The sequence below is a fragment of the Burkholderia sp. 4NA327C6 genome (assembly GCF_005502655.1).
GTDB lineage: Bacteria > Pseudomonadota > Gammaproteobacteria > Burkholderiales > Burkholderiaceae > Burkholderia > Burkholderia contaminans.
Genome location: NZ_SCNZ01000004.1, coordinates 297,333 through 315,599, shown reverse-complemented (window position 1 = coordinate 315,599; position 18,267 = coordinate 297,333). Strand labels below are relative to the sequence as shown.

Genomic DNA, 18,267 nt, shown 5'->3' with positions numbered 1-18,267 from the left:
ACCCAGAAGCCTCTGCAATCAGCGCAAAAGACCGACATTGCTAGATCGAAAGCCGTCCCCGACCGAGACGCGCGCAGCATCGTCACGCGCGACGCCGCCCCCGATGGCGTGCCCTGCCCCTCATTCCCACGCGCAAAGCCCCCGTTGACAGTATGCATATGCATAGATACCGTTCCCTCACAGGGCGGTGCGTGATCCGGTCATCGGAGGCGGCCGCATTGCACCGCGCCGACGGTCCTGCCGGCGTCACGGCGCAATCGAACCGGCGACGCGAATGGCGCGGCGCGCCCCCCGTTCGCAACCGACTCGTCCGCGCAGCTTGCAACGCGATCCAGGAATGCACCATGAGCACACGTGAAGTCGTCATCTGCCACCCAGTCCGGACACCGATCGGTACGTTCAACGGGTCCCTGAAGGACACCCCGGCCACCGAGCTCGGGGCGATCGCCATCCGCGAAACCTTGCGGCGCAGCGGCCTCGACGGCGCGGCGATCGACACGGTCGTCCTGGGCAACGTGATCCAGGCCGGCAACAAGATGAATCCGGCCCGGCAGGCTGCCATCGGCGCGGGCCTGCCGGTCAAGGTGCCGGCGCTCACGGTCAACCGCGTCTGCGGCTCCGGCGCGCAGGCGGTCGTCAACGCCGCGCAGGAGATCCTGCTGGGCTACGCGAATGCGGCGATTGCCGGCGGCATGGAAAGCATGGAGCGTGCGCCGTACCTGCTCGACGGCGCACGCTGGGGTTACCGGATGGGCGACGCGCCGATTAGCGACAGCATGCTGCGCGACGGCCTCGTCGATGCGTTTTCCGACCAGCATTCGGGCTGGCATACCGAGGATCTCGCGAGCCAGCTCGACATCTCGCGCGATCGCCAGGATCGCTGGGCGTTCCGCTCGCAGCAGCGTTTTTCCGCCGCGCTGGCGGACGGCAAGTTCGACGCCGAACTCGTGCCGGTCGAAGTCCTGCAGCGCAAGACGCGCGTCGCGTTCGCGCGCGACGAGACGCCGCGTCCCGACACGACGCTCGAAGCGCTCGCGAAGCTGAAGCCGGCGTTCCGCCCGGACGGCACGATTACCGCCGGCAATGCGCCGGGCCTGAACAGCGGCGCGGCGGCGATGCTGGTTGCGGACCGCGCATTCGCCGACGCGCACGGGATTGCGCCGAGTGCGCGGCTGGTTGCATTCGGCGTCGCCGCCGTCGAACCCGGCATGTTCGGGCTCGGCCCCGTGCCGGTCGTCAGGATCGCGCTGGAGCGGGCCGGGTGGACGCTGGCCGATGTCGAGCGTTTCGAGATCAACGAAGCGTTCGCGGTCGTGCCGATCGCGGTGGCGGCCCAGCTCGGCATCGCCGAGGAGATCGTCAACGTCGAAGGCGGCGCGATTGCGCACGGTCACGCGATCGGGGCGACGGGCGCGGTGCTGACGACTCGCCTGATCCATTCGATGCAGCGCGACGGCATCAAGCGCGGCGTAGTCACGCTGTGCATAGGCGGCGGCCAGGGCATCGCGCTGGCGATCGAGACGCTTTGAGTCGAAGCTGACGCGGCGCGTCGACGATTCGGAGGACGGGAAGCGCCGCGGGCGATGCGGCCCGCGGTGCAGGCTTCCCGAGTGACGGTGCAGCCGGTCACCGCCTCGGCGGCACGTCGCCACGCCGGCGGGCGGCCCGGGGGCTTTGGTACGCATCCCGCACGGATTCGGCGATTCCGCCCGTGTCACCGATCTGCCACCGTCGACCGGTAGCGTTCGGGTCTGACCCACGCTTTCGACAGACGAATCCGCCATGCAGCGCACGTCGCGCGCCACGCCCCACGTTTATGCGGCCACGTCCCGCGCCCTCGCCGTCAGTCTCGCGATCAACCTGCTGCTGCTCGCCGTCGAGACGGTCGCGGCATGGTCCGCGCATTCGTCGGGACTGCTCGCGGACGTCGCCCACGCGGCGATCGATCTCGCCGCCGATGCGCTGATTCTCGTCGCGTGCCGGCTCGATGCGCGCTTGCCGCCGGAGCGGCGCCCGACCTACGAACCGCTCGCGCTCGCGGGCCTCGGCGCGTTGCTCGTCGTAACCGGCGCGCAGATGATCCGGCATGCGACGAACGGGTTCGCGACGCCGCCCGTCGTGCAGCCGGGCGCGACGACGCTCGCACTCGTCGCCGTCACGCTCGCCGGCAAGGCCGCGCTGTCGCATTGGATGCTGCGCAAGGCCCGCGAGACCGGCTCCGCGCTGCTCGAGGCGAGCGGCTGGCATGTGCGGACCCATGCGCTGTCGTCGCTGCTGGCGGCGCTCGCGATGAGCGCGGCGCTGGTCGGCTTCGGCCGTCTCGACGATCTCGCCGCGCTTGCGATCGGCGCACTCGTGATACGCACCGGTGTCGGTTTCATCCGGCGTGGTTGCGCGCAGTGGCCGGCGCTGGCGGCATCGGCTGATCGGTCGACGCGCAGCTCTTGAACGCAGCGGGCAGCGCCATGCATCATGGGCGGCAGGCTAGCCGCTCTCTGCAGCGCTGAATGAAGAAGAGGCTCGCACCGCGCGAGCCTCTTTTGCATGATGTCGCCGCGATCGTGCGACACGCGACGCGTTGCCCCTGTCGATGTATCGCCAGACGAATGCGGCCGGTTCCGATGGATCGGCGCGGGCTGCCGCTCACCCGAGCGGCACGACACTCCCGAGCAGAATCCGCACGAGCGTCGCCTGGCGCGTGACACCCGTCTTCGAGAAGATCGCGCGCAGATGCGTGCGCGCCGTGTTCTTGCTGATCCCCGATTCCTCCGCTGCCTCCTCGAGCGTCAGCCCGTTCGTCAGCAGCAGCGCGAGCGACGTCTCGGCAGGTGTCAGGTCGAACAGCTTGCGGATGATCTCCTGCGCGCCCTGCGGCTTGCGGTCGGGATCGCGCAGGAACAGCGTGACGGCCGGCCGCCGCTTGTTGTCCTCCGACCAGTCGGACAGCAGCACCGTGCGCACCAGCAGCCCGAGGCGCGGCTTGTCGAAGCTGCGTGTGATCGGCATCGCCTCGACGGTCGCCGCGGCCGTGCCGTGATGCCCCATCACCGCATGGCGGATCAGCCGTTTCAGCGTGCGGTTCTCCTGCGCATCGGTCGCCTCGATCGTGCCGCGCGCAATCGTCAGACCGTTGTTCTGCTTGAGGATCTCGTCGGCCACGCTGTTCAGGTCGATGATCGTGCCGTTCTCGTCGAGCGTGATCGTGCCGATCTGCATCCGGTTGATCGCATTCGCATAGATCGAGCGTTCGACCTCGGCCGTGTCGAGCCGCGAATGCAATTCCACCGCGCGTTTCAGGTGCGGCAGCAGCAGCGCGCAGATCGCCTTGTCGCGCGCGGAGAACTGCTTCGACGCATGGTTGCGGCACACGCGGAAGCGGCACTCGACGCCCGACGCCGTGCGCAGGTCGGCGCCGAGGATATAACGCACGTCCTGCGGCTTCAGGAACTGCTTGTACAACTCGCTCGACAGCCAGCCCGTATCGCCGAACACGTCGTCGACCGTGACCACGCGATCGGCCGGCAGGCCGACGAACGGGTCGAGCGAATAGTAGTAGTTGTTGTACGACGCTTCACCGTCGCCCGGCACCACCGGGCCGAATTCCGACGCGTGCACGGACAGCGGCGCGCGGCGGTCGCTCGCGGCCGCGCGCAGGATCAGCGTCACGTAGTTCGCCTGCAGCCAGCGGCGGACCAGCTCGAGCGCGCCGGCCCACGGCGGCGTCTCCAGCGGCCCCTGGTAGATGCGCGCCATCAGTTCGCTGAAATCCGCGACGCCGATGTCGGCCTCGTCACTGGTTGCCTGGCTCTCTTGCGGAGCCCATCTCGTCTCCATCAGCACGCTCCATCCTCCATACGACATGTTTCCGGCGCGACCCAACCGCGCCGCCATGATTAAGACGCGTCTAAATTCCGACGTCATCGGGAGATTCACTGAATGGTGAGAATTGGCCATCCGTGCGAACGAACCATCGTCCGATCGGATGATGTCGCGCCCTGCCCGCTGCGCTGGAATGCCCGTCAGGCCGTGCCGGCAAGCGTCCGGCGCGGACTCAGGGAAAACCGCGACACGGGTTTACCTGATTCAAAACGCATCCGATTCAGACAGGAGTCCCCATGCCGCTCGACCCACAGGCGCAGGCGCTGCTCGCCGCGCTGGCCCAGGCACCCGCGATCGATTTCGCGCAGCTCACCGTTCCCGCGTATCGCGCGAACCTTGCCGCGGGTGGCGCGTTCGCCCCGGGCGATGCCGTCGCCGCCGAAGCGGACTGGCAGATTCCCCTGTCGGGCCGTCAGTTGTCCGCACGACTGTATCGGCCCGCCGCCGCCGAGCCGTTGCCGCTGACCGTGTTCTTCCACGGCGGCGGCTTCGTGTCGTGCGGGATCGATACGCACGCGAACCTGTGCCGCAGCCTCGCGGCCCGGGCGCGCACGCTCGTTTTGTCGGTCGACTACCGGCTTGCGCCCGAAGCGCGCTTCCCGGCTGCCGCGCGCGACGCATGCGACGCGGTGCGCTGGGCCGCCGCCAGTGCGCGCGATCTCGGCGCGCGCGCCGGTGCGATCGCCGTGGCCGGCGACAGCGCCGGCGGCAATCTCGCGGCCGTCGCCTCGCTGCAGTTGCGCGGCTCGGGTATCGCGATCGCGCACCAGTTGCTGCTGTATCCGGTCGTCGATTGCGCGACCGAGCATCCGTCGTACGAAACGCTCGGCAACGGCTATTTCCTGACGGCGGACTGGATGCGCTGGTTCAAGCGGCACTATTTCGACGAAGGCGCCGATCGCGCGTCGCCGCTCGCGAGCCCGCTCGCCGCGCCGGACGTCGCAGGCGTCGCGCCGGCGACGATCATCAGCGCCGAATTCGATCCGCTGCGCGACGAGGCCGAAGCGTATGCGCTGCGTCTCGCACAGGCCGGCACCCCGGTGACGCTCGTGCGCTGGCCGGGCCAGCTTCACGGTTTCGCGAGCATGCTCGGCGCGATCGATGCAGCCGACCGCGTGCTGACCTTCGGCGCCGACGCGCTGCGCCGCGCGTTCGATTTGACGGAGGCCTCATGACGCTCGCCGGCACGCTGGAGATCGTCGACGAACTGCGGGCGGGCCGAATGGTCCTGCTCGTCGACGAAGAGGATCGCGAGAACGAAGGCGACCTCGTGATCGCGGCCGATCACGTGACGTCCGACGCGATCAATTTCATGGCGCGCTTCGGGCGCGGGCTGATCTGCCTCACGCTGACCGCCGAGCGCTGCGAGCAGTTGAAGCTGCCGCCGATGGCCGATCACAACGGCACGCCGTTCGGCACCGCGTTCACCGTCAGCATCGAGGCGGCCGAAGGCGTGACGACCGGCATTTCGGCGGCCGATCGCGCACACACGATCCGTGCGGCGGTGCGGGCCGGCGCCCGCCCGGACGACCTGGTGCAGCCCGGCCACGTGTTCCCGATCGCCGCGCGCCCGGGCGGCGTGCTCGTGCGTGCGGGACACACCGAGGCCGGCTGCGATCTCGCGGCGCTCGCGGGGCTCACGCCTGCCTCGGTGATCTGCGAGGTGATGAACGACGACGGCACGATGGCGCGGCTGCCCGAGCTGAAGGCGTTCGCCGCGCATCACGGGCTGAAGATCGGCACGATCGCCGACCTGATCCATTACCGACGCGAACACGAATCGCTCGTCGAACGCGTCGGCGAGCGGCCGCTGCATACGCCCTGGGGACGATTCCGCGCGATCGAATATCGCGACACGGTGCACGGCGCGCCGCATCTCGCGCTCGTGCGCGGCGAGCCCGATCCGTCGACGCCGGTGCTGACGCGCGTGCACGAATGCCATTCGCTGCTCGACCTGCTCGATGCGGAGCCGTCCGCGCATTCGTGGCCGCTGCACGCCGCGCTGCAACGCATCGACGCGGCCGGCTGCGGGGTGGCGGTGCTGCTCGACTGCGACATGCGCGGCGACGCGATGCGGGTGCCGGCCGGCCATGCGCGCCGCGACGGACGCGTGACGGGGATCGGCTCGCAGATCCTGCGCGAGCTCGGCGTGCGGCGGCTGAACGTGCTGTCGAGCCCGTTCCGGCTGCCGGCGCTGTCGGGGCACGACCTCGAGATCATGGCGTTCATCCCGCTCGGCGACGACGATCCGGAAGGCGCGCGGAGTGTGCACGCGAATCCGCTGCGAGCGGCGTGAGGCGTTGACGCGGGATGGCCGGCGGGGCCTTCATTTGACAGGCTATCGTTTGTTTTTATTGAATACAGCCTATGATTTGTATTTTGACAATACATGCCATAGACTGTATTTTCAGATTACAAACGATCGCTTGTCATCCTGTGGAGCGCCCGATGGCCTTTCCTGTCCAGACCCTGACCCAACTGCGTCCGATACTCGTCGGCTTCCGGAAAGCCGCGGGCCTCACGCAGGCGCAACTGGCCGCCCGTCTGGGCGTCACGCAACAATCCTACGCGCAGCTCGAGGCCAACCCGTCGGCGGTCAGCATCGAGCGGCTCTTCAAAGTGCTGAACGCGCTCGGCGTTCACATGACGCTCGCACCGGGCAAGCAGGACGTGTCGGCGGCATCGGCCGATCCCGTGCCTGTGCCCGATGCCACGCCGGCGGTTCGGAAACCGGCCTCGAGCAAACGCAAGCCGGAAACGGCCCGCGGCGCCCCGCCCGCCAGGAATCCAGCCAAACCCGCAACCGGCGCCAAACGCAAGCGGCCCGCTGACGCTGCACCCGGCAAGCCGCGGGTTTCGAAGCGGGAGGACTGGTGACGATGGCCGCGCGTACCCGCCACGACCGGCTCGACCTGTGGATGAATGGCATTCCGGTCGGCTACTGGGAAGTCCGGCGCGGCGTCGAGCGCCTCGTCTACCTGCCTGAATGGCTCGACGATCCACAGGGGCGGCCGCTGTCGCTGTCGCTGCCCTTCACGCCCGGCAACCAGCCGCACCAGGGCGCGATCGTCGCCGATTACTTCGACAACCTGCTGCCGGACAGCGAGCCGATCCGCCGTCGCATCGCGCAGCGTTACCGGCTCCGCTCGACGGCGCCGTTCGAACTGCTCGCGTCGATCGGCCGCGATTGCGTCGGCGCGATCCAGATGCTGCCGCCCGGAGAAACACCCGTCGATCTCGAGGCGATCGGCGGCATGATGCTCGACGACGCGGCCGTCGCCGACGTGCTGCGCCACGCGACTGCCACGCCGCTGCCCGGCCGCGCGGAACTGGAAGGCGACCTGCGCCTGTCGATTGCCGGCGCGCAGGAAAAGACCGCGTTGCTGCGTCAGGGAAACCGCTGGCTGCGGCCCTCGGGCAGCACGCCGACGACGCACATCTTCAAGCTGCCGCTCGGGCGCGTCGGGAACATGCAGGCCGACATGCGGACGTCCGTCGAAAACGAATGGCTGTGCTCGACGCTCGTCGCCGCGTACGGCCTGCCGGTCGCACCGTGCGAGATCGGTCGGTTCGACGACCAGAAAGCGCTGATCGTCGAGCGCTTCGACCGGCGTCCATCGCGCGACCGCACGTGGATCCTGCGGTTGCCGCAGGAGGACATGTGCCAGGCGACCGGCACGCCCGCAGGCGCGAAATACGAATCCGACGGCGGCCCCGGCATCGAGACGATCATGGGCATCCTCGCGAATTCGGCCGACGCTGCGCGCGACCGGATGAACTTCTTCGTCACGCAGCTCGTGTTCTGGGTGCTGGCGGCGATCGACGGCCACGCGAAGAACTTCAGCATCGCGCATTTGCCCGGCAACACCTACCGCAGCACGCCGCTGTACGACGTGCTGTCCGCGCATCCGATCATCGGCACGCGCCGCAACCAGCTTCCGCCGCGCCGCGCACGCCTTGCGATGGCCGTGTGCGGGAAGAACCGGCACTACGTGATCGGCGAGATCCAGCCGCGCCACTGGATCGCGCAGGGCCGGCGTGTCGGCCTGACCGAAGATGACGTGCACGCCGCGATGGCAGCCGTCGTCGCGCGCACGGAACCCGCGATCGCCAAGGCCGCAGCGCAGATTCCGGCGGAGTTTCCGGCGGACGTGGCGGATGCGATCTTCGAGGGCATGCGACGGCAGGCCCGCAAGCTGGGCGCGGCCGGGTAGTCCAGGCCGTCGCTCGCGGCGACACGCTACTCCCCTGCCGCGAAGCGCCGGCAATGCTCCAGATACCCCGCTTCATGGCTGCTCACGAGCTGGACGATGCTGTTCCACAGCCACATCGGCGCATCGATCGTCTTCGCGCGGTTGCGGCCGAGTTCGGTGCGCCACGCCGTGCGTGTCGGCTTGTCCATCTGGCGCGCGTGGGCGGCGCCGACCACCGCACCCAGATAGCGCGCGACTTCACGCGCATCGTCCTCGGCGAGCAGATCGATGTCGAGCTTCAGATCCTGTGGCAGCAGTTCGCGGATCACGACCGCGCGATCGAGCAGGCGCGCGGCCCGCATCCGCTCGCCGAGGGCCGGCGACAGATGTCGTGCGCCTTCCACGACGCGCTCGGCGTTGTCGCGCGGCATCGTCGCCGTTTCGTCGCGCGGCGCGGCGGCCGTCACGCCCTCCTTGATGTCCATCAGGCACAGGTCGTCGCCGTCACTGACGTCGCCGTCGATGTCGAGCAGCACCGCGTAGCGCAGCCGTCCAAGCGAGCTGCAGCCCTTCACCCAGTACGCCGCATCGAGCACGTCGACCTTGCCCGCGTCGTTGCGGCCCTTGAGGCTCGTGGCGAGCGTCGCAATCGCTTCGTCGCCGAACAACTTGCGGATCGCGCGGGATTCCCTCGCACTCAGCGGCCAGAAGCGGCGACCAAGCGGAATCGTCGGCGCGAGCCCTTCGATCCGTTCGACCGCGAGTTGCCGCCACGAGCGGCGCATGGCCTGCTTCATCACGAGGTGCACCGGTTCCGGTCGTTCGGGCAGCTTCGCGTTGCGGCTGCCGAATGCCGACGCATAACCAGCCGTCATCGCCTCCATCATGTGCACGATCGTCAGGCCCGCCAGTGCGGACCCGCGCGCGGCCGTCGCAAGCGACAGCCCGAGGCGGATCAGGTCGTGAACGGGATTGCCGATGACCGTCTGGTCGAGATCCCGGATCTGCACGTCGACCTTCCCTTCGCTGTTCGCGACCGGACCGAGGTTGCCGGTATGGCAGTCGCCGCAGATCCAGATCGACGGGCCGTGCGGCAGTGCGCTGCCGTTGGTTTCGACGAGCCATTCGTAGAACCGGGCCGTATTGCCGCGCACGTACGCGTGAGGTGAACGCGCCATCTTCCGGCGGCGCTGCTCGGTCAGGATCGCCTGACGCCCGGTGGGTTTCGGCATGCGCTTGTGCTTCGGCTGTGACTGGCTGCTCATGCGGTTCTCCGGTTGTGCTTGTCGTGTGCGGCGTGCCGCTTCGTCACGATGCCATTGATCGATGCATTCGTGCAAACCGGCAGCGCTGCCAATGGCCGAACGACACGGCCGGCCGTCGCATGCTTCATTCGGCAGGATCGGGCCATCCACCTGGACGATGCGCGCCGGTGCGGGGTACGCACAATGACCGTCGAGCCCATTCCCGACCTCCGCCTGACATGGAACCGACCGACCTGTCCCCCGCGTTCAGCCCGCTGCAGATCGGCCCGCTGACGCTGCGCAACCGACTGATCAAGTCCGCCACCAACGAGGGCATGACGCCGAACGGCGTGCCGTCGCGCGCGCTCGTGCGCTTTCACGAACGCATCGCCGAAGGCGGCGCCGCGCTGACGACCGTCGCGTACTGCGCGATCAGCGACGACGGCCGCACGTTCGTCGACCAGGCGCGGCTCGACGTGCCGACGGTCCGCCAGTTCCGCGCGCTGACCGACGCCGTCCATCGCCACGGCGCCGCCGCATCCGCACAGATCACGCACGGCGGCTGCTTCACGTTCCTGCCGTCGCTGTCGACTCGACGGCCATTGAGCGCGTCGGGCGGCTTCAACAAGGTCGGCGTGATGAGCGGCCGCTTCCTGAAGCAGGCGATGACGCACGACCAGATGTCGACCGTCGCCGATGAATTCGCGCAGGCCGCACGCCATGCGCGCGACGCCGGCTTCGATGCAGTCGAGATCCACATGGGGCACGGCTATCTGCTCAGCCAGTTCCTGTCGCCGCTGTACAACCGCCGCCGCGATGCGTATGGCGGCGACGCGGCGCGGCGTGCCGCGTTCCCGGTCGAGGTGCTGCGCCGCGTGCTCGATGCAGTGGGCCGCGACCTCGCCGTCGTCTGCAAGATCGGCGTGACCGAAGGCGTGCGCGGCGGCGGAACCGCCGACGACGCTTGCGAAATCGCGCGGCGGCTCGAAGCCGAAGGCGCGCATCTGCTCGTGCTCAGCGGCGGGATGAACGTCGAATCGGTGTGGCAGCTGTTCGGCAGCCCGCTGCCCGGCGACGCGCTCGCGAATGCCGACAACGCGATCGTGCGCACCGCAATGGCGCTGCAGAGGCTCACCGAGCCGAAGATGGGCGTGTTTCGGGAGATGTATTTCCTCGAGCACTCGAAGAAGGTGCGCGCGGCCGTCAGGATGCCGCTCGCTTACCTTGGCGGCGTACGTTCACGCGAGAACGTCGAACTGGCGATGCGCGAAGGGTTCGACGCGGTGGCGCTCGCACGCGCGCTCGTGTTCGAGCCCGATTTCGTCAACGGGCTGCGCGACGGCCGGTTCGTGCAGTCGGGCTGCACGTCGTGCAACCGCTGTGTCGTGTCGATGTACACGCCGGGCGGCACCGCATGCGTGCTGCGCGAGCCGAACGACCCCGCGCCGAACCGCGTGCCGGCCGCCGGCGCGTGACGCTTGACGTGTCACGCGTGACGGGTAGCGCCCGATGTCCGATGCGAGCGCCCCGACCGGTCAGCCGGCGTCGCGTGCGCGGGCGAGCGCCGCGAGATTCCCTTCGCCGAACCCGTGGTGCCCCTTGCGCTGCACGATTTCGAAGAAGATCTCACCGGGCCGGCGCTTGACGAAGGTCTGGAAGAACAGGCGCGGCACGCCGTCGCTGCCGATCTCGCCGTCGACCAGCACCGCGCGCCGGCGCAGCGAATCCAGATCGACACCGTGCCCCGGCAGGCGTGCGTCGACGTCGTCGTAATAGCGGGCCGGCGGCTCGATGAATTCAACGCCGTTCGCACGCAGCGCATCGACGCAGGACAGGATGTCGTCGGTGGAGAGCGCGACGTGCTGCACGCCCTCGCCCGGATGGTCGGGCAGATACGCGTGCATCAGCTGGGTGCGCCGCGTGCCTTCCTCATAGACCGGAATCCGCACCGCGCCGCACGGCGACACCATCACACGCGATTCCTCGGACACATGCCAGTGCGCGTCGATTTCGTGGATCTCGCGAAAATGCAGCAGGTCGTGGTAGAAATCCAGCCACTCCTGCATGCGCCCCGCGCCGACGGTCTGCGTGAAATGATCGACCTGCTGCAGCCCGACGCCCACGCAGTCGAGATCGGTATGCGCGGTTGCGATGTCGATCGGCCGGAAATCGATGTCGAAGATCGAAATATCGCCGACGCCGCCGCGCTGGCCGTCTCGCCCGCGCCAGCGGTCGACGAAATAGAGGTGCGAATCGCCGATGCCCTGGATCGCCGGAATCTTCAGCTCGCCGACGCCAACCTTCTCGCCCTCGAACGCCCACGCGCCGAGCTCGATCGCCCGCTCGAACGCGCGCCGGGCGCTGGCCACGCGCAGCCCGATCGCGCACACGCCCATCCCGTATTCCTCCGCGTAGCGGGCGGCGAACGAATCGGGCTCGGCGTTGATCAGGAAGTGCATCTGCCCTTGCCGGTACAGCGTGACGTTCTTGCTGACGTGCCGCGCGATCGCCTTGAACCCGAGCTGCTCGAAGCGCTGCGCGAGCGCTTCCGGCACGGGTGCCGCGAATTCGACGAATTCGAGGCCGGCCATCCCGAGCGGATTGGCAGCCGGATCGGCAACGGGCGGCGTATCGCTGGACAGGGGGTGGGAATTGCCGGGCATTCCAGTCTCCGGGGGCATGCGGTCGATGGGGACGGCGCCCGTCGCGTGCGGCATGCGCGGCCGGGGTGGCGACCGCGCATCCGCCCCGAACGGGCGAGTTTTCAATGCTGCCGATTTTAACCAGTTCGTTCACGCCGGCACACCCTGGCCAAACGGGATATCGTCACGCCGCTTAGTGCAAACCCGGAAAGCGTTCGATAATCGCACGAACTTGAACGATAATCGCGCACTTTGACCGATCGGCCAATTGCCGCCATGCGGCCCGCGCCCTATTCTCCGTTCACTCATCGACTTCAATGCAGCATCGGACGCGGCCCCGCCACGATTCCACGATGCGCCGTGCCAGGAGACATCGCCATGACCCCAACCTTCGACACCCTCGACGCCGCCAGTGTCCGCATACGCAGCCAGGCCCGCAAGGCCGCGATCGGCAGTTTCGTCGGCGCCGTCGTCGACTGGTACGACTTCCTGCTGTACGGGATCGTCGCCGCGCTGGTATTCAATTCCGAGTTCTTCCCGAAAGTCAGCCCGACGATGGGCACGCTCGCGGCGTTCGCCACCTTCGGCGTCGGCTTCCTGTTCCGGCCGCTCGGCGGCATCGTGTTCGGCCACTACGGCGACCGGCTCGGCCGCAAGCGGATGCTGGTGCTGACCGTGATGCTGATGGGGCTGTCGACGGTCGCGATCGGCCTGCTGCCGACGTTCTCGACGATCGGCTGGTGGGCGCCCGTGCTGCTGGTGCTGATGCGCGCGATCCAGGGTTTCGCGGTCGGCGGCGAATGGGGCGGCGCGGCACTGATGGCCGTCGAAAGCGCGCCGAAGCAGAAGAAGGCGTTCTACAGCAGCGGCGTGCAGGTCGGCTACGGCGTCGGCCTCGTGCTGGCCACGGGCATCGTGTCGATCCTGAGCCACACGCTCGGCGAGGCCGCATTCAAGTCGTGGGGCTGGCGCCTGCCGTTCGTGTTCAGCATCGTGCTCGTGCTGATCGGGATGTGGGTGCGCAAGAACATGGACGAATCGCAGGAGTTCGTCGAGAAGGTCGAGCACGGCAACCGCAAGCTGCGCCTGCCGGTGCTCGAAGCGCTCACGCGTCATCCGAAGGCATTCCTGCTGATCATCGCGCTGCGTCTCGCCGAACTGTTCACGATGTATATCGTCACCGCGTTCGCGCTCAGCTATTCGACGACGAACCTCGGCATGTCACGCGACCTGTTCCTGAACATCGGCCTGCTGGTGGGCGCGGTGAGCTGCGTGACGATCCCGTGTTTCGCGTGGCTGGCCGACCGCTACGGCCTGCGCCGCATCTACCTGATCGGCGCGCTGATCGGCCTGGCGTCCGCGGTCCCGTTCTTCGTCGCGCTGGAAGCGCGGTCGGTCGCGTGGATCGTGATCTTCTCGATCCTGCTCGCGAACGCCGCGCACGACATGGTCGTGAGCGTTCAGCAGCCGCTGTTCACCGAGCTGTTCGGCGCCGAGTACCGCTATAGCGGCGCGGGCGTCGGCTACCAGTTCGCGAGCGTGGTCGGCGGCGGGTTCACGCCGTTCATCGCGGTCGGCCTCGTCAGCGTGGCCGGCGGCTCGTGGCACCTCGTCGCCGGTTATCTCGCGGTGGGCTGCCTGATCTCGCTGGTGGTCGCCGCGCGGATGCGGGCGGCGCAGTAATACCCTGACCCGATGGCCGGCCCGATGCGCGGCCGGCCCTCCCGCGCTACTCGACGCTGACCTGCAGCGGCGCCATTGCCTCGGGTTCGAGCGCACGACGTCAAACACTGTCAGTTACACGCGTCGATTCCCCCTTTTCCCCGCTGAACATTCCACGCCGCCCGTCGACCAATGGCATCATATGGGCCTACGTCAGTCACCGATACGCCCCCATATCATGTCGAATCTCATCGTCCACGGCGGCACTCCGCTGCGCGGGGACATCAAGCCGTCCGCGAACAAGAACGCCGTCCTGCCGATTCTGTGCGCCACCCTGTTGACCGATCAGCCGCTGCGCCTCATCGGCGTGCCGGACATCACCGACGTGCGCAAGATCCTCGACATCTTCCGCACGCTCGGCAGCGACGTGTCGGTCGATTTCACGACGGGCCTGCTCGAACTCCACCATCGCAACACGAAATTCGATCCGGCCGTCCACCGGCTGCCGGAAGCGATGCGCTCGTCGATCATGCTGATCCCGCCGCTGCTCGCGCGCTTCGGCGTCGCGCGGCTCGAGAACGACGTGAAAGGGTGCACGCTCGGCGTGCGCGAGATCGACCCGCACGTCGAGGTGTTCGAGCGCTTCGGCGCGCACATCGAACGCACGCCCGATTCGCTGATCGTTCGCACCGACGGCCCGCTGACGGCCAACGACCACTGGCTCGACTATGCGTCGGTGACGACCACCGAGAACTTCGCGCTGTGCGCGACGGCCGCGAACGGCACGTCGACGCTGATGAACGCGGCCTCCGAGCCGCACGTGCAGGAGTTCTGCCAGTTCCTCGCGATGATCGGCGTCGCGATCGAGGGCATCGGCACGTCGCGGCTGTGCGTGACGGGCGGCCACAAGCTCGGCGGCGGCGAGTTCCGCTTCGCCGAGGATTTCCACGAGATCGCGACGTTCCTCGCGCTCGGCGCGATCACCGGCGGCGACATCACGGTGCGCAATTCGTCGCCCGAACATTTCCCGCTGATCGACCGCACGTTCGCGAAGTTCGGCGTCAACGTCACGCACCGCGACGGCTGGTCGCGCGCGGAACGCGACGGCCCGCTGCGCGTGCGCCGGCCGTTCACGCAGAACATCCTCACCAAGGTCGAAGCCGCGCCGTGGCCGTACCTGCCGGTCGACCTGCTGCCGATCTTCATCGCGCTCGGCGTGCGCGCGGAAGGCAGCGCGATGTTCTGGAACAAGGTGTACGACGGCGCGCTCGGCTGGTCCGGCGAACTGTCGAAGTTCGGCGCGCACGTGCTGTTGTCCGACCCGCACCGGCTGATCACGTTCGGCGGGCTGCAACTGACGCCGGCGCGCGTCGAGAGCCCGTACATCATCCGCGTCGCGATCGCGCTGCTGATGGTGGCCGCGAGCATCGAAGGCCGCTCGGAAATCATGAACGCGCTGCCGATCCGCCGCGCGCACCCGCACTTCGTCGAGAACCTGCGCTCGGTCGGCGCGAACGTCGAGTGGACGAGCAGCGAGTAAAGCCCTGACGGTACGGCGCACGCCCTGCGAACAGCCGTACCACCGTCCACATCCGGCCGCGCCTTCCCGCGTTACGCGCCGCCCCCGCAATCGACATCGCCGCCGCCCATGTGGTCGAACCCGTAGAGCATCACGGCCGTCGTGCCGCGCGCGGGGTTGCTCGCGCGCTTCGCGAGGCTTTCGTCGAGCGCTGACGACGAATACTGGACACTCGTGTCCATCAGATTGCCCGGCTCCGAGCGCAACTCCGCTTCGGTCAGCTTGCTCCCTTCCGCGCGCGGCAGCCCGAACGCCTTGCGCACGTCCGCTTCGTTCCACGTCCCCTTGAGCGTGACGGTGACCATCTGCAGCCTGCCTTGCTCCCAGTCGAGCTCGACCTTCGTCGCGAGCGGATGCACGCTGGCCGCGAGCCGGTCGGGGAACGCCGGGCCCTCGTAGTAGGCCGTCGTGTTCTTGCACGCGTCGCCGGTGTTCCTGTACTTCTTCAGCGCGCAGTTGAAGCTCTTGTCACGGTAGCCGAAGGTCGTTTCGACGTAGCAGCCGAATGTCGGTGACGTCATGCGCGGCCACGCGCGGACGTCGACGGTCGGGCGCGGCAGCGCCGTGTCAGTCGACGAATTGGCTGCAGCGAGCAACGGCACGAACGCGACGTACGCGACAAACAGGGGTTTTCGAATTTTCATGTCGAGTTCCAGTCGATGCCGCGCTTGGCCTGATGTCATGTTCGTCTGCGCTGACAGACGCACGGGGCGGGCAAGTCGGAAACCATCGGGGTGGGGATCGGCTCGTACCAGATTCGTACGCGTCCAATTGCCCGAACTCGCCGGGCCGGGGATTCTAACGTCCTGTATCCGACTCCGCGATTTTCAACACCCGGATTCGAGATGATCGAGACGGCAACGCCCCCGGATTCAATTCGGGAATCAATCGAGCTACCTACTTTCCTCAAACCGCATGAAACCGAAGTTCGACCTGCTGTCGATGCGCGAAGTATGGATAGACGCTTACCTCACCGGCGACGTCGAGCAATTGGCCTATGTGGAAAGCGCTCATTTCTTCGTCAAGCATGGCGGACTGACAAAGACGAAACAACAGCAACTTGCCAGCCTGCGGATTTTCTCAGCCGAGCATGTTTCGCGCATGTCGGGCATGACGTGCGTCGACGAATCGCGGTGCATTACCGAATACGGCGAATGGGCGACGATATCCGGGATTTGCGCGATTCGGAACAACGACCAGGTTTTCGAGCGAAACGCATTTACCGAGTTATGGGTAATTGACGACGGACGATGGCAAGTCGCCGCGCTGTGTTACAGGCACTACCCGCCCTCGGTCAGCACGAACGTCGGGTGGACAAGCGGCGAGTAAGGCCGCACCGGAGGCGGCTATGCGCCACGTCCTGCTCCCATCCTTCCATATGCCACCGACACCAGGATACTGGCGAGCCCTCCCGACCGCGAATCTCGGCCAGCGGGTGGAAGCAGTCTGTCGGCGCCATTCCCCAAAACCGTCGCAATTCACGCGAACGGATTTTTCAGCACCGGCCCGCCCTCCACGCACAAGCCGTCATGCATGTCCTCGGTATAGAGGTATTCGCAGCCCTCGATCGTAGCGCTTGCAACGATACACGCGTCGTAAAAGGACAAGCCGTGCCGCTCCGCCAGCTTTCGCCCCAGGTCGTGCGTATCGACCGAGATCGGCACGACACGGCATAAACTCCTGATCGGCTCCAGAAATTGCCCCACGTCGAACCACGGCATCCGCAATTTGCGACTGCAGACACTGGCCACCTCGTTCAGCACCTGGACACTGATGGTCGGCCGCCGAAGCAGCAGCGACTCTGCCCGGTCCGCCTTGGTTTCGTCCTCGGACAACAGATAAAGCACGACGTTGCTGTCGACGAACGATTTCGTCGCGTCAATCCCGCTCATTCGCATCATCCCGGCCGAACTTGAAATCGGCGGGCAACTTGCCACGGAAACGCCGCAACCGCTGCAGAAGCTCTTCGGGCCTGGGCTTGCGACTCACGGCGAAAACGCGAGGGCTATCGACCACAATTTCGATGTCGTCACCTTCGCGAAGCTCCAGAGCGTCGACCACACTGGCCGGAAGGCGTACGGCCAGACTATTGCCCCACTTTGCCACCAGCATACGGACCTCCATAGATATACATCATCGATTGTATATCCCCAATTTCCCGTCTGCAAAGCTGGCCGAATGGGGAATCCCGTTCCGCGCACGCGGTTCACCTGAAAAGGTGCGCGATAATCGCCCACTCACGCGCGATTACCGCGCATCCAGCCACCCGCTCCCGACGATGAAAAAGCCCGAACTCGACCGACGCGACTGGATTGCCGGCCTCGAAAAAGGCCTGGCGATCCTCGAGGCGTTCGACAGCCAGCATGCGCGCATGACACCCACCCAGGCCGCCGCGCGCACCGGCCTCACGCGCACGGCCGCACGGCGCTACCTGCTGACGCTCGAATCACTCGGCTACGTGTACACCGACGGCAAGCTGTACGGCCTCACGCCGCGCGTGCTGCGGGTCGGCTGGTCGTACTTCGATTCGGCCCGCCTGCCGCGCACGGTCCAGCCCTATCTGCAGCAATTGAGCGCGTCGCTGAACGAGTCGGCGTACGTGAGCGTGCTCGACGGCTGGGAACTCGTGTTCATCGCGCGCAACGGCGTGTCGCGGGTGATGACGACCGGCTTCGTGCTCGGCGCGCGCGTGCCGGCGCCGCTGACGTCGCCCGGCGTCGTGCTGCTCGCCCATCATCCGGATCGCGAAGCCGTGCGCGCGTGGCTCGACGACACCGAACTGCCGCCGTTCACGCCGCACACGATCACCAACAAGGCGCGCCTGCTCGAACAGATCGACCAGGCCCGCGACGCCGGTTTCGCGGCGATCGAACAGCAATTGCAGGTCGGCGTGCGCGGGATCGCGGTGCCGTTGAAGAACCGTCACGGTGAAGTGGTCGCCGCGCTGAGCACGAACATGCCGATCGGCGCGGAGACGACCGACGCGGCCGTGCGGCGCGTCCTGCCGCACCTGCAGGAAGCCGCGCTCGCGATGCTCAACGTGCTGTAGCGATGCGCGGAGAGGAGGA

Annotated in this window: 17 protein-coding genes; 11 read left to right on the top strand and 6 right to left on the bottom strand. The window is 67.4% G+C overall.

Features of this window, described 5'->3' with window-relative positions; all coding sequences use genetic code 11:
- Nucleotides 1–344 precede the first annotated feature (344 nt).
- Nucleotides 345–1,529: a thiolase family protein gene (locus FFS49_RS06625; protein WP_105815246.1), complete on the top strand. Its 1,185-nt coding sequence runs from the start codon at nt 345–347 to the stop codon at nt 1,527–1,529.
- A 253-nt stretch (nt 1,530–1,782) separates the two neighbouring features.
- Complete coding sequence (locus FFS49_RS06620) at nt 1,783–2,448, top strand: cation diffusion facilitator family transporter (protein ID WP_105815247.1); 666 nt, start codon at nt 1,783–1,785, stop codon at nt 2,446–2,448.
- 195 nt (nt 2,449–2,643) lie between these two features.
- On the opposite strand, the gene FFS49_RS06615 is transcribed toward FFS49_RS06620, so the two are convergent.
- The gene (locus FFS49_RS06615) at nt 2,644–3,834 is read right to left on the bottom strand and encodes a LuxR family transcriptional regulator (RefSeq protein WP_069251570.1); all 1,191 of its coding nucleotides are present in this window, start codon (nt 3,832–3,834) and stop codon (nt 2,644–2,646) included.
- A gap of 281 nt (nt 3,835–4,115) precedes the next feature.
- On the opposite strand from FFS49_RS06615, the gene FFS49_RS06610 reads away from it, so the two are divergent.
- From FFS49_RS06610 to FFS49_RS06595, 4 genes are all read left to right on the top strand, one after another.
- Nucleotides 4,116–5,054, top strand: a complete 939-nt coding sequence (locus FFS49_RS06610; RefSeq protein WP_105815248.1) for an alpha/beta hydrolase — start codon at nt 4,116–4,118, stop codon at nt 5,052–5,054.
- A complete protein-coding gene (ribBA, locus tag FFS49_RS06605; RefSeq protein WP_105815249.1) occupies nt 5,051–6,175 on the top strand; it encodes a bifunctional 3,4-dihydroxy-2-butanone-4-phosphate synthase/GTP cyclohydrolase II in 1,125 nt (374 codons plus the stop codon). Before FFS49_RS06610 ends, ribBA begins: the two co-directional genes overlap by 4 nt.
- 152 nt (nt 6,176–6,327) lie before the next feature.
- A complete protein-coding gene (locus tag FFS49_RS06600) occupies nt 6,328–6,756 on the top strand; it encodes a helix-turn-helix transcriptional regulator (RefSeq protein ID WP_105815250.1) in 429 nt (142 codons plus the stop codon).
- 2 nt (nt 6,757–6,758) lie between these two features.
- Nucleotides 6,759–8,093 (top strand): type II toxin-antitoxin system HipA family toxin, encoded by a 1,335-nt coding sequence (locus FFS49_RS06595; RefSeq protein ID WP_105815251.1) that lies wholly within the window; start codon nt 6,759–6,761, stop codon nt 8,091–8,093.
- Nucleotides 8,094–8,119: 26 nt separating this feature from the next.
- Here FFS49_RS06595 and FFS49_RS06590 read toward each other — a convergent pair whose 3' ends face one another.
- Complete coding sequence (locus FFS49_RS06590) at nt 8,120–9,337, bottom strand: DUF2252 family protein (protein WP_105815252.1); 1,218 nt, start codon at nt 9,335–9,337, stop codon at nt 8,120–8,122.
- Nucleotides 9,338–9,555: 218 nt separating this feature from the next.
- Here FFS49_RS06590 and FFS49_RS06585 point away from each other — a divergent pair, with 218 nt between their 5' ends.
- On the top strand, nt 9,556–10,791 hold the full coding sequence (locus tag FFS49_RS06585) for an NADH:flavin oxidoreductase (protein WP_039367449.1): 1,236 nt from the start codon (nt 9,556–9,558) through the stop codon (nt 10,789–10,791).
- A gap of 60 nt (nt 10,792–10,851) precedes the next feature.
- On the opposite strand, the gene FFS49_RS06580 is transcribed toward FFS49_RS06585, so the two are convergent.
- Nucleotides 10,852–11,979 (bottom strand): VOC family protein, encoded by a 1,128-nt coding sequence (locus FFS49_RS06580; RefSeq protein WP_039367446.1) that lies wholly within the window; start codon nt 11,977–11,979, stop codon nt 10,852–10,854.
- A gap of 357 nt (nt 11,980–12,336) precedes the next feature.
- Here FFS49_RS06580 and shiA point away from each other — a divergent pair, with 357 nt between their 5' ends.
- Both shiA and FFS49_RS06565 read left to right on the top strand, forming a co-directional pair.
- Nucleotides 12,337–13,641: a shikimate transporter gene (gene shiA, locus FFS49_RS06570; RefSeq protein ID WP_105815253.1), complete on the top strand. Its 1,305-nt coding sequence runs from the start codon at nt 12,337–12,339 to the stop codon at nt 13,639–13,641.
- Between the two features lie 217 nt (nt 13,642–13,858).
- Nucleotides 13,859–15,160: a UDP-N-acetylglucosamine 1-carboxyvinyltransferase gene (locus FFS49_RS06565; protein WP_039367440.1), complete on the top strand. Its 1,302-nt coding sequence runs from the start codon at nt 13,859–13,861 to the stop codon at nt 15,158–15,160.
- Nucleotides 15,161–15,231: 71 nt separating this feature from the next.
- Here FFS49_RS06565 and FFS49_RS06560 read toward each other — a convergent pair whose 3' ends face one another.
- Complete coding sequence (locus FFS49_RS06560) at nt 15,232–15,843, bottom strand: hypothetical protein (RefSeq protein WP_105815254.1); 612 nt, start codon at nt 15,841–15,843, stop codon at nt 15,232–15,234.
- 271 nt (nt 15,844–16,114) lie between these two features.
- Here FFS49_RS06560 and FFS49_RS06555 point away from each other — a divergent pair, with 271 nt between their 5' ends.
- A complete protein-coding gene (locus tag FFS49_RS06555; protein WP_105815255.1) occupies nt 16,115–16,528 on the top strand; it encodes a hypothetical protein in 414 nt (137 codons plus the stop codon).
- 149 nt (nt 16,529–16,677) lie between these two features.
- Here the strand turns inward: FFS49_RS06555 and FFS49_RS06550 are convergent, their stop codons facing one another.
- Nucleotides 16,678–17,091 carry a PIN domain-containing protein gene (locus tag FFS49_RS06550; protein ID WP_105815256.1) on the bottom strand — a complete coding sequence of 138 codons (414 nt, stop codon included), beginning with the start codon at nt 17,089–17,091 and terminating at the stop codon, nt 16,678–16,680.
- Entirely contained in the window at nt 17,078–17,311 is a 234-nt protein-coding gene (locus FFS49_RS06545) for an AbrB/MazE/SpoVT family DNA-binding domain-containing protein (RefSeq protein WP_071333622.1), read from the bottom strand. The genes FFS49_RS06550 and FFS49_RS06545 overlap by 14 nt, the downstream gene beginning before the upstream one ends.
- Before the next feature lie 166 nt (nt 17,312–17,477).
- Between FFS49_RS06545 and FFS49_RS06540 the strand changes: the two genes are divergently transcribed.
- On the top strand, nt 17,478–18,248 hold the full coding sequence (locus FFS49_RS06540; protein ID WP_039367494.1) for an IclR family transcriptional regulator C-terminal domain-containing protein: 771 nt from the start codon (nt 17,478–17,480) through the stop codon (nt 18,246–18,248).
- Nucleotides 18,249–18,267 lie beyond the last annotated feature (19 nt).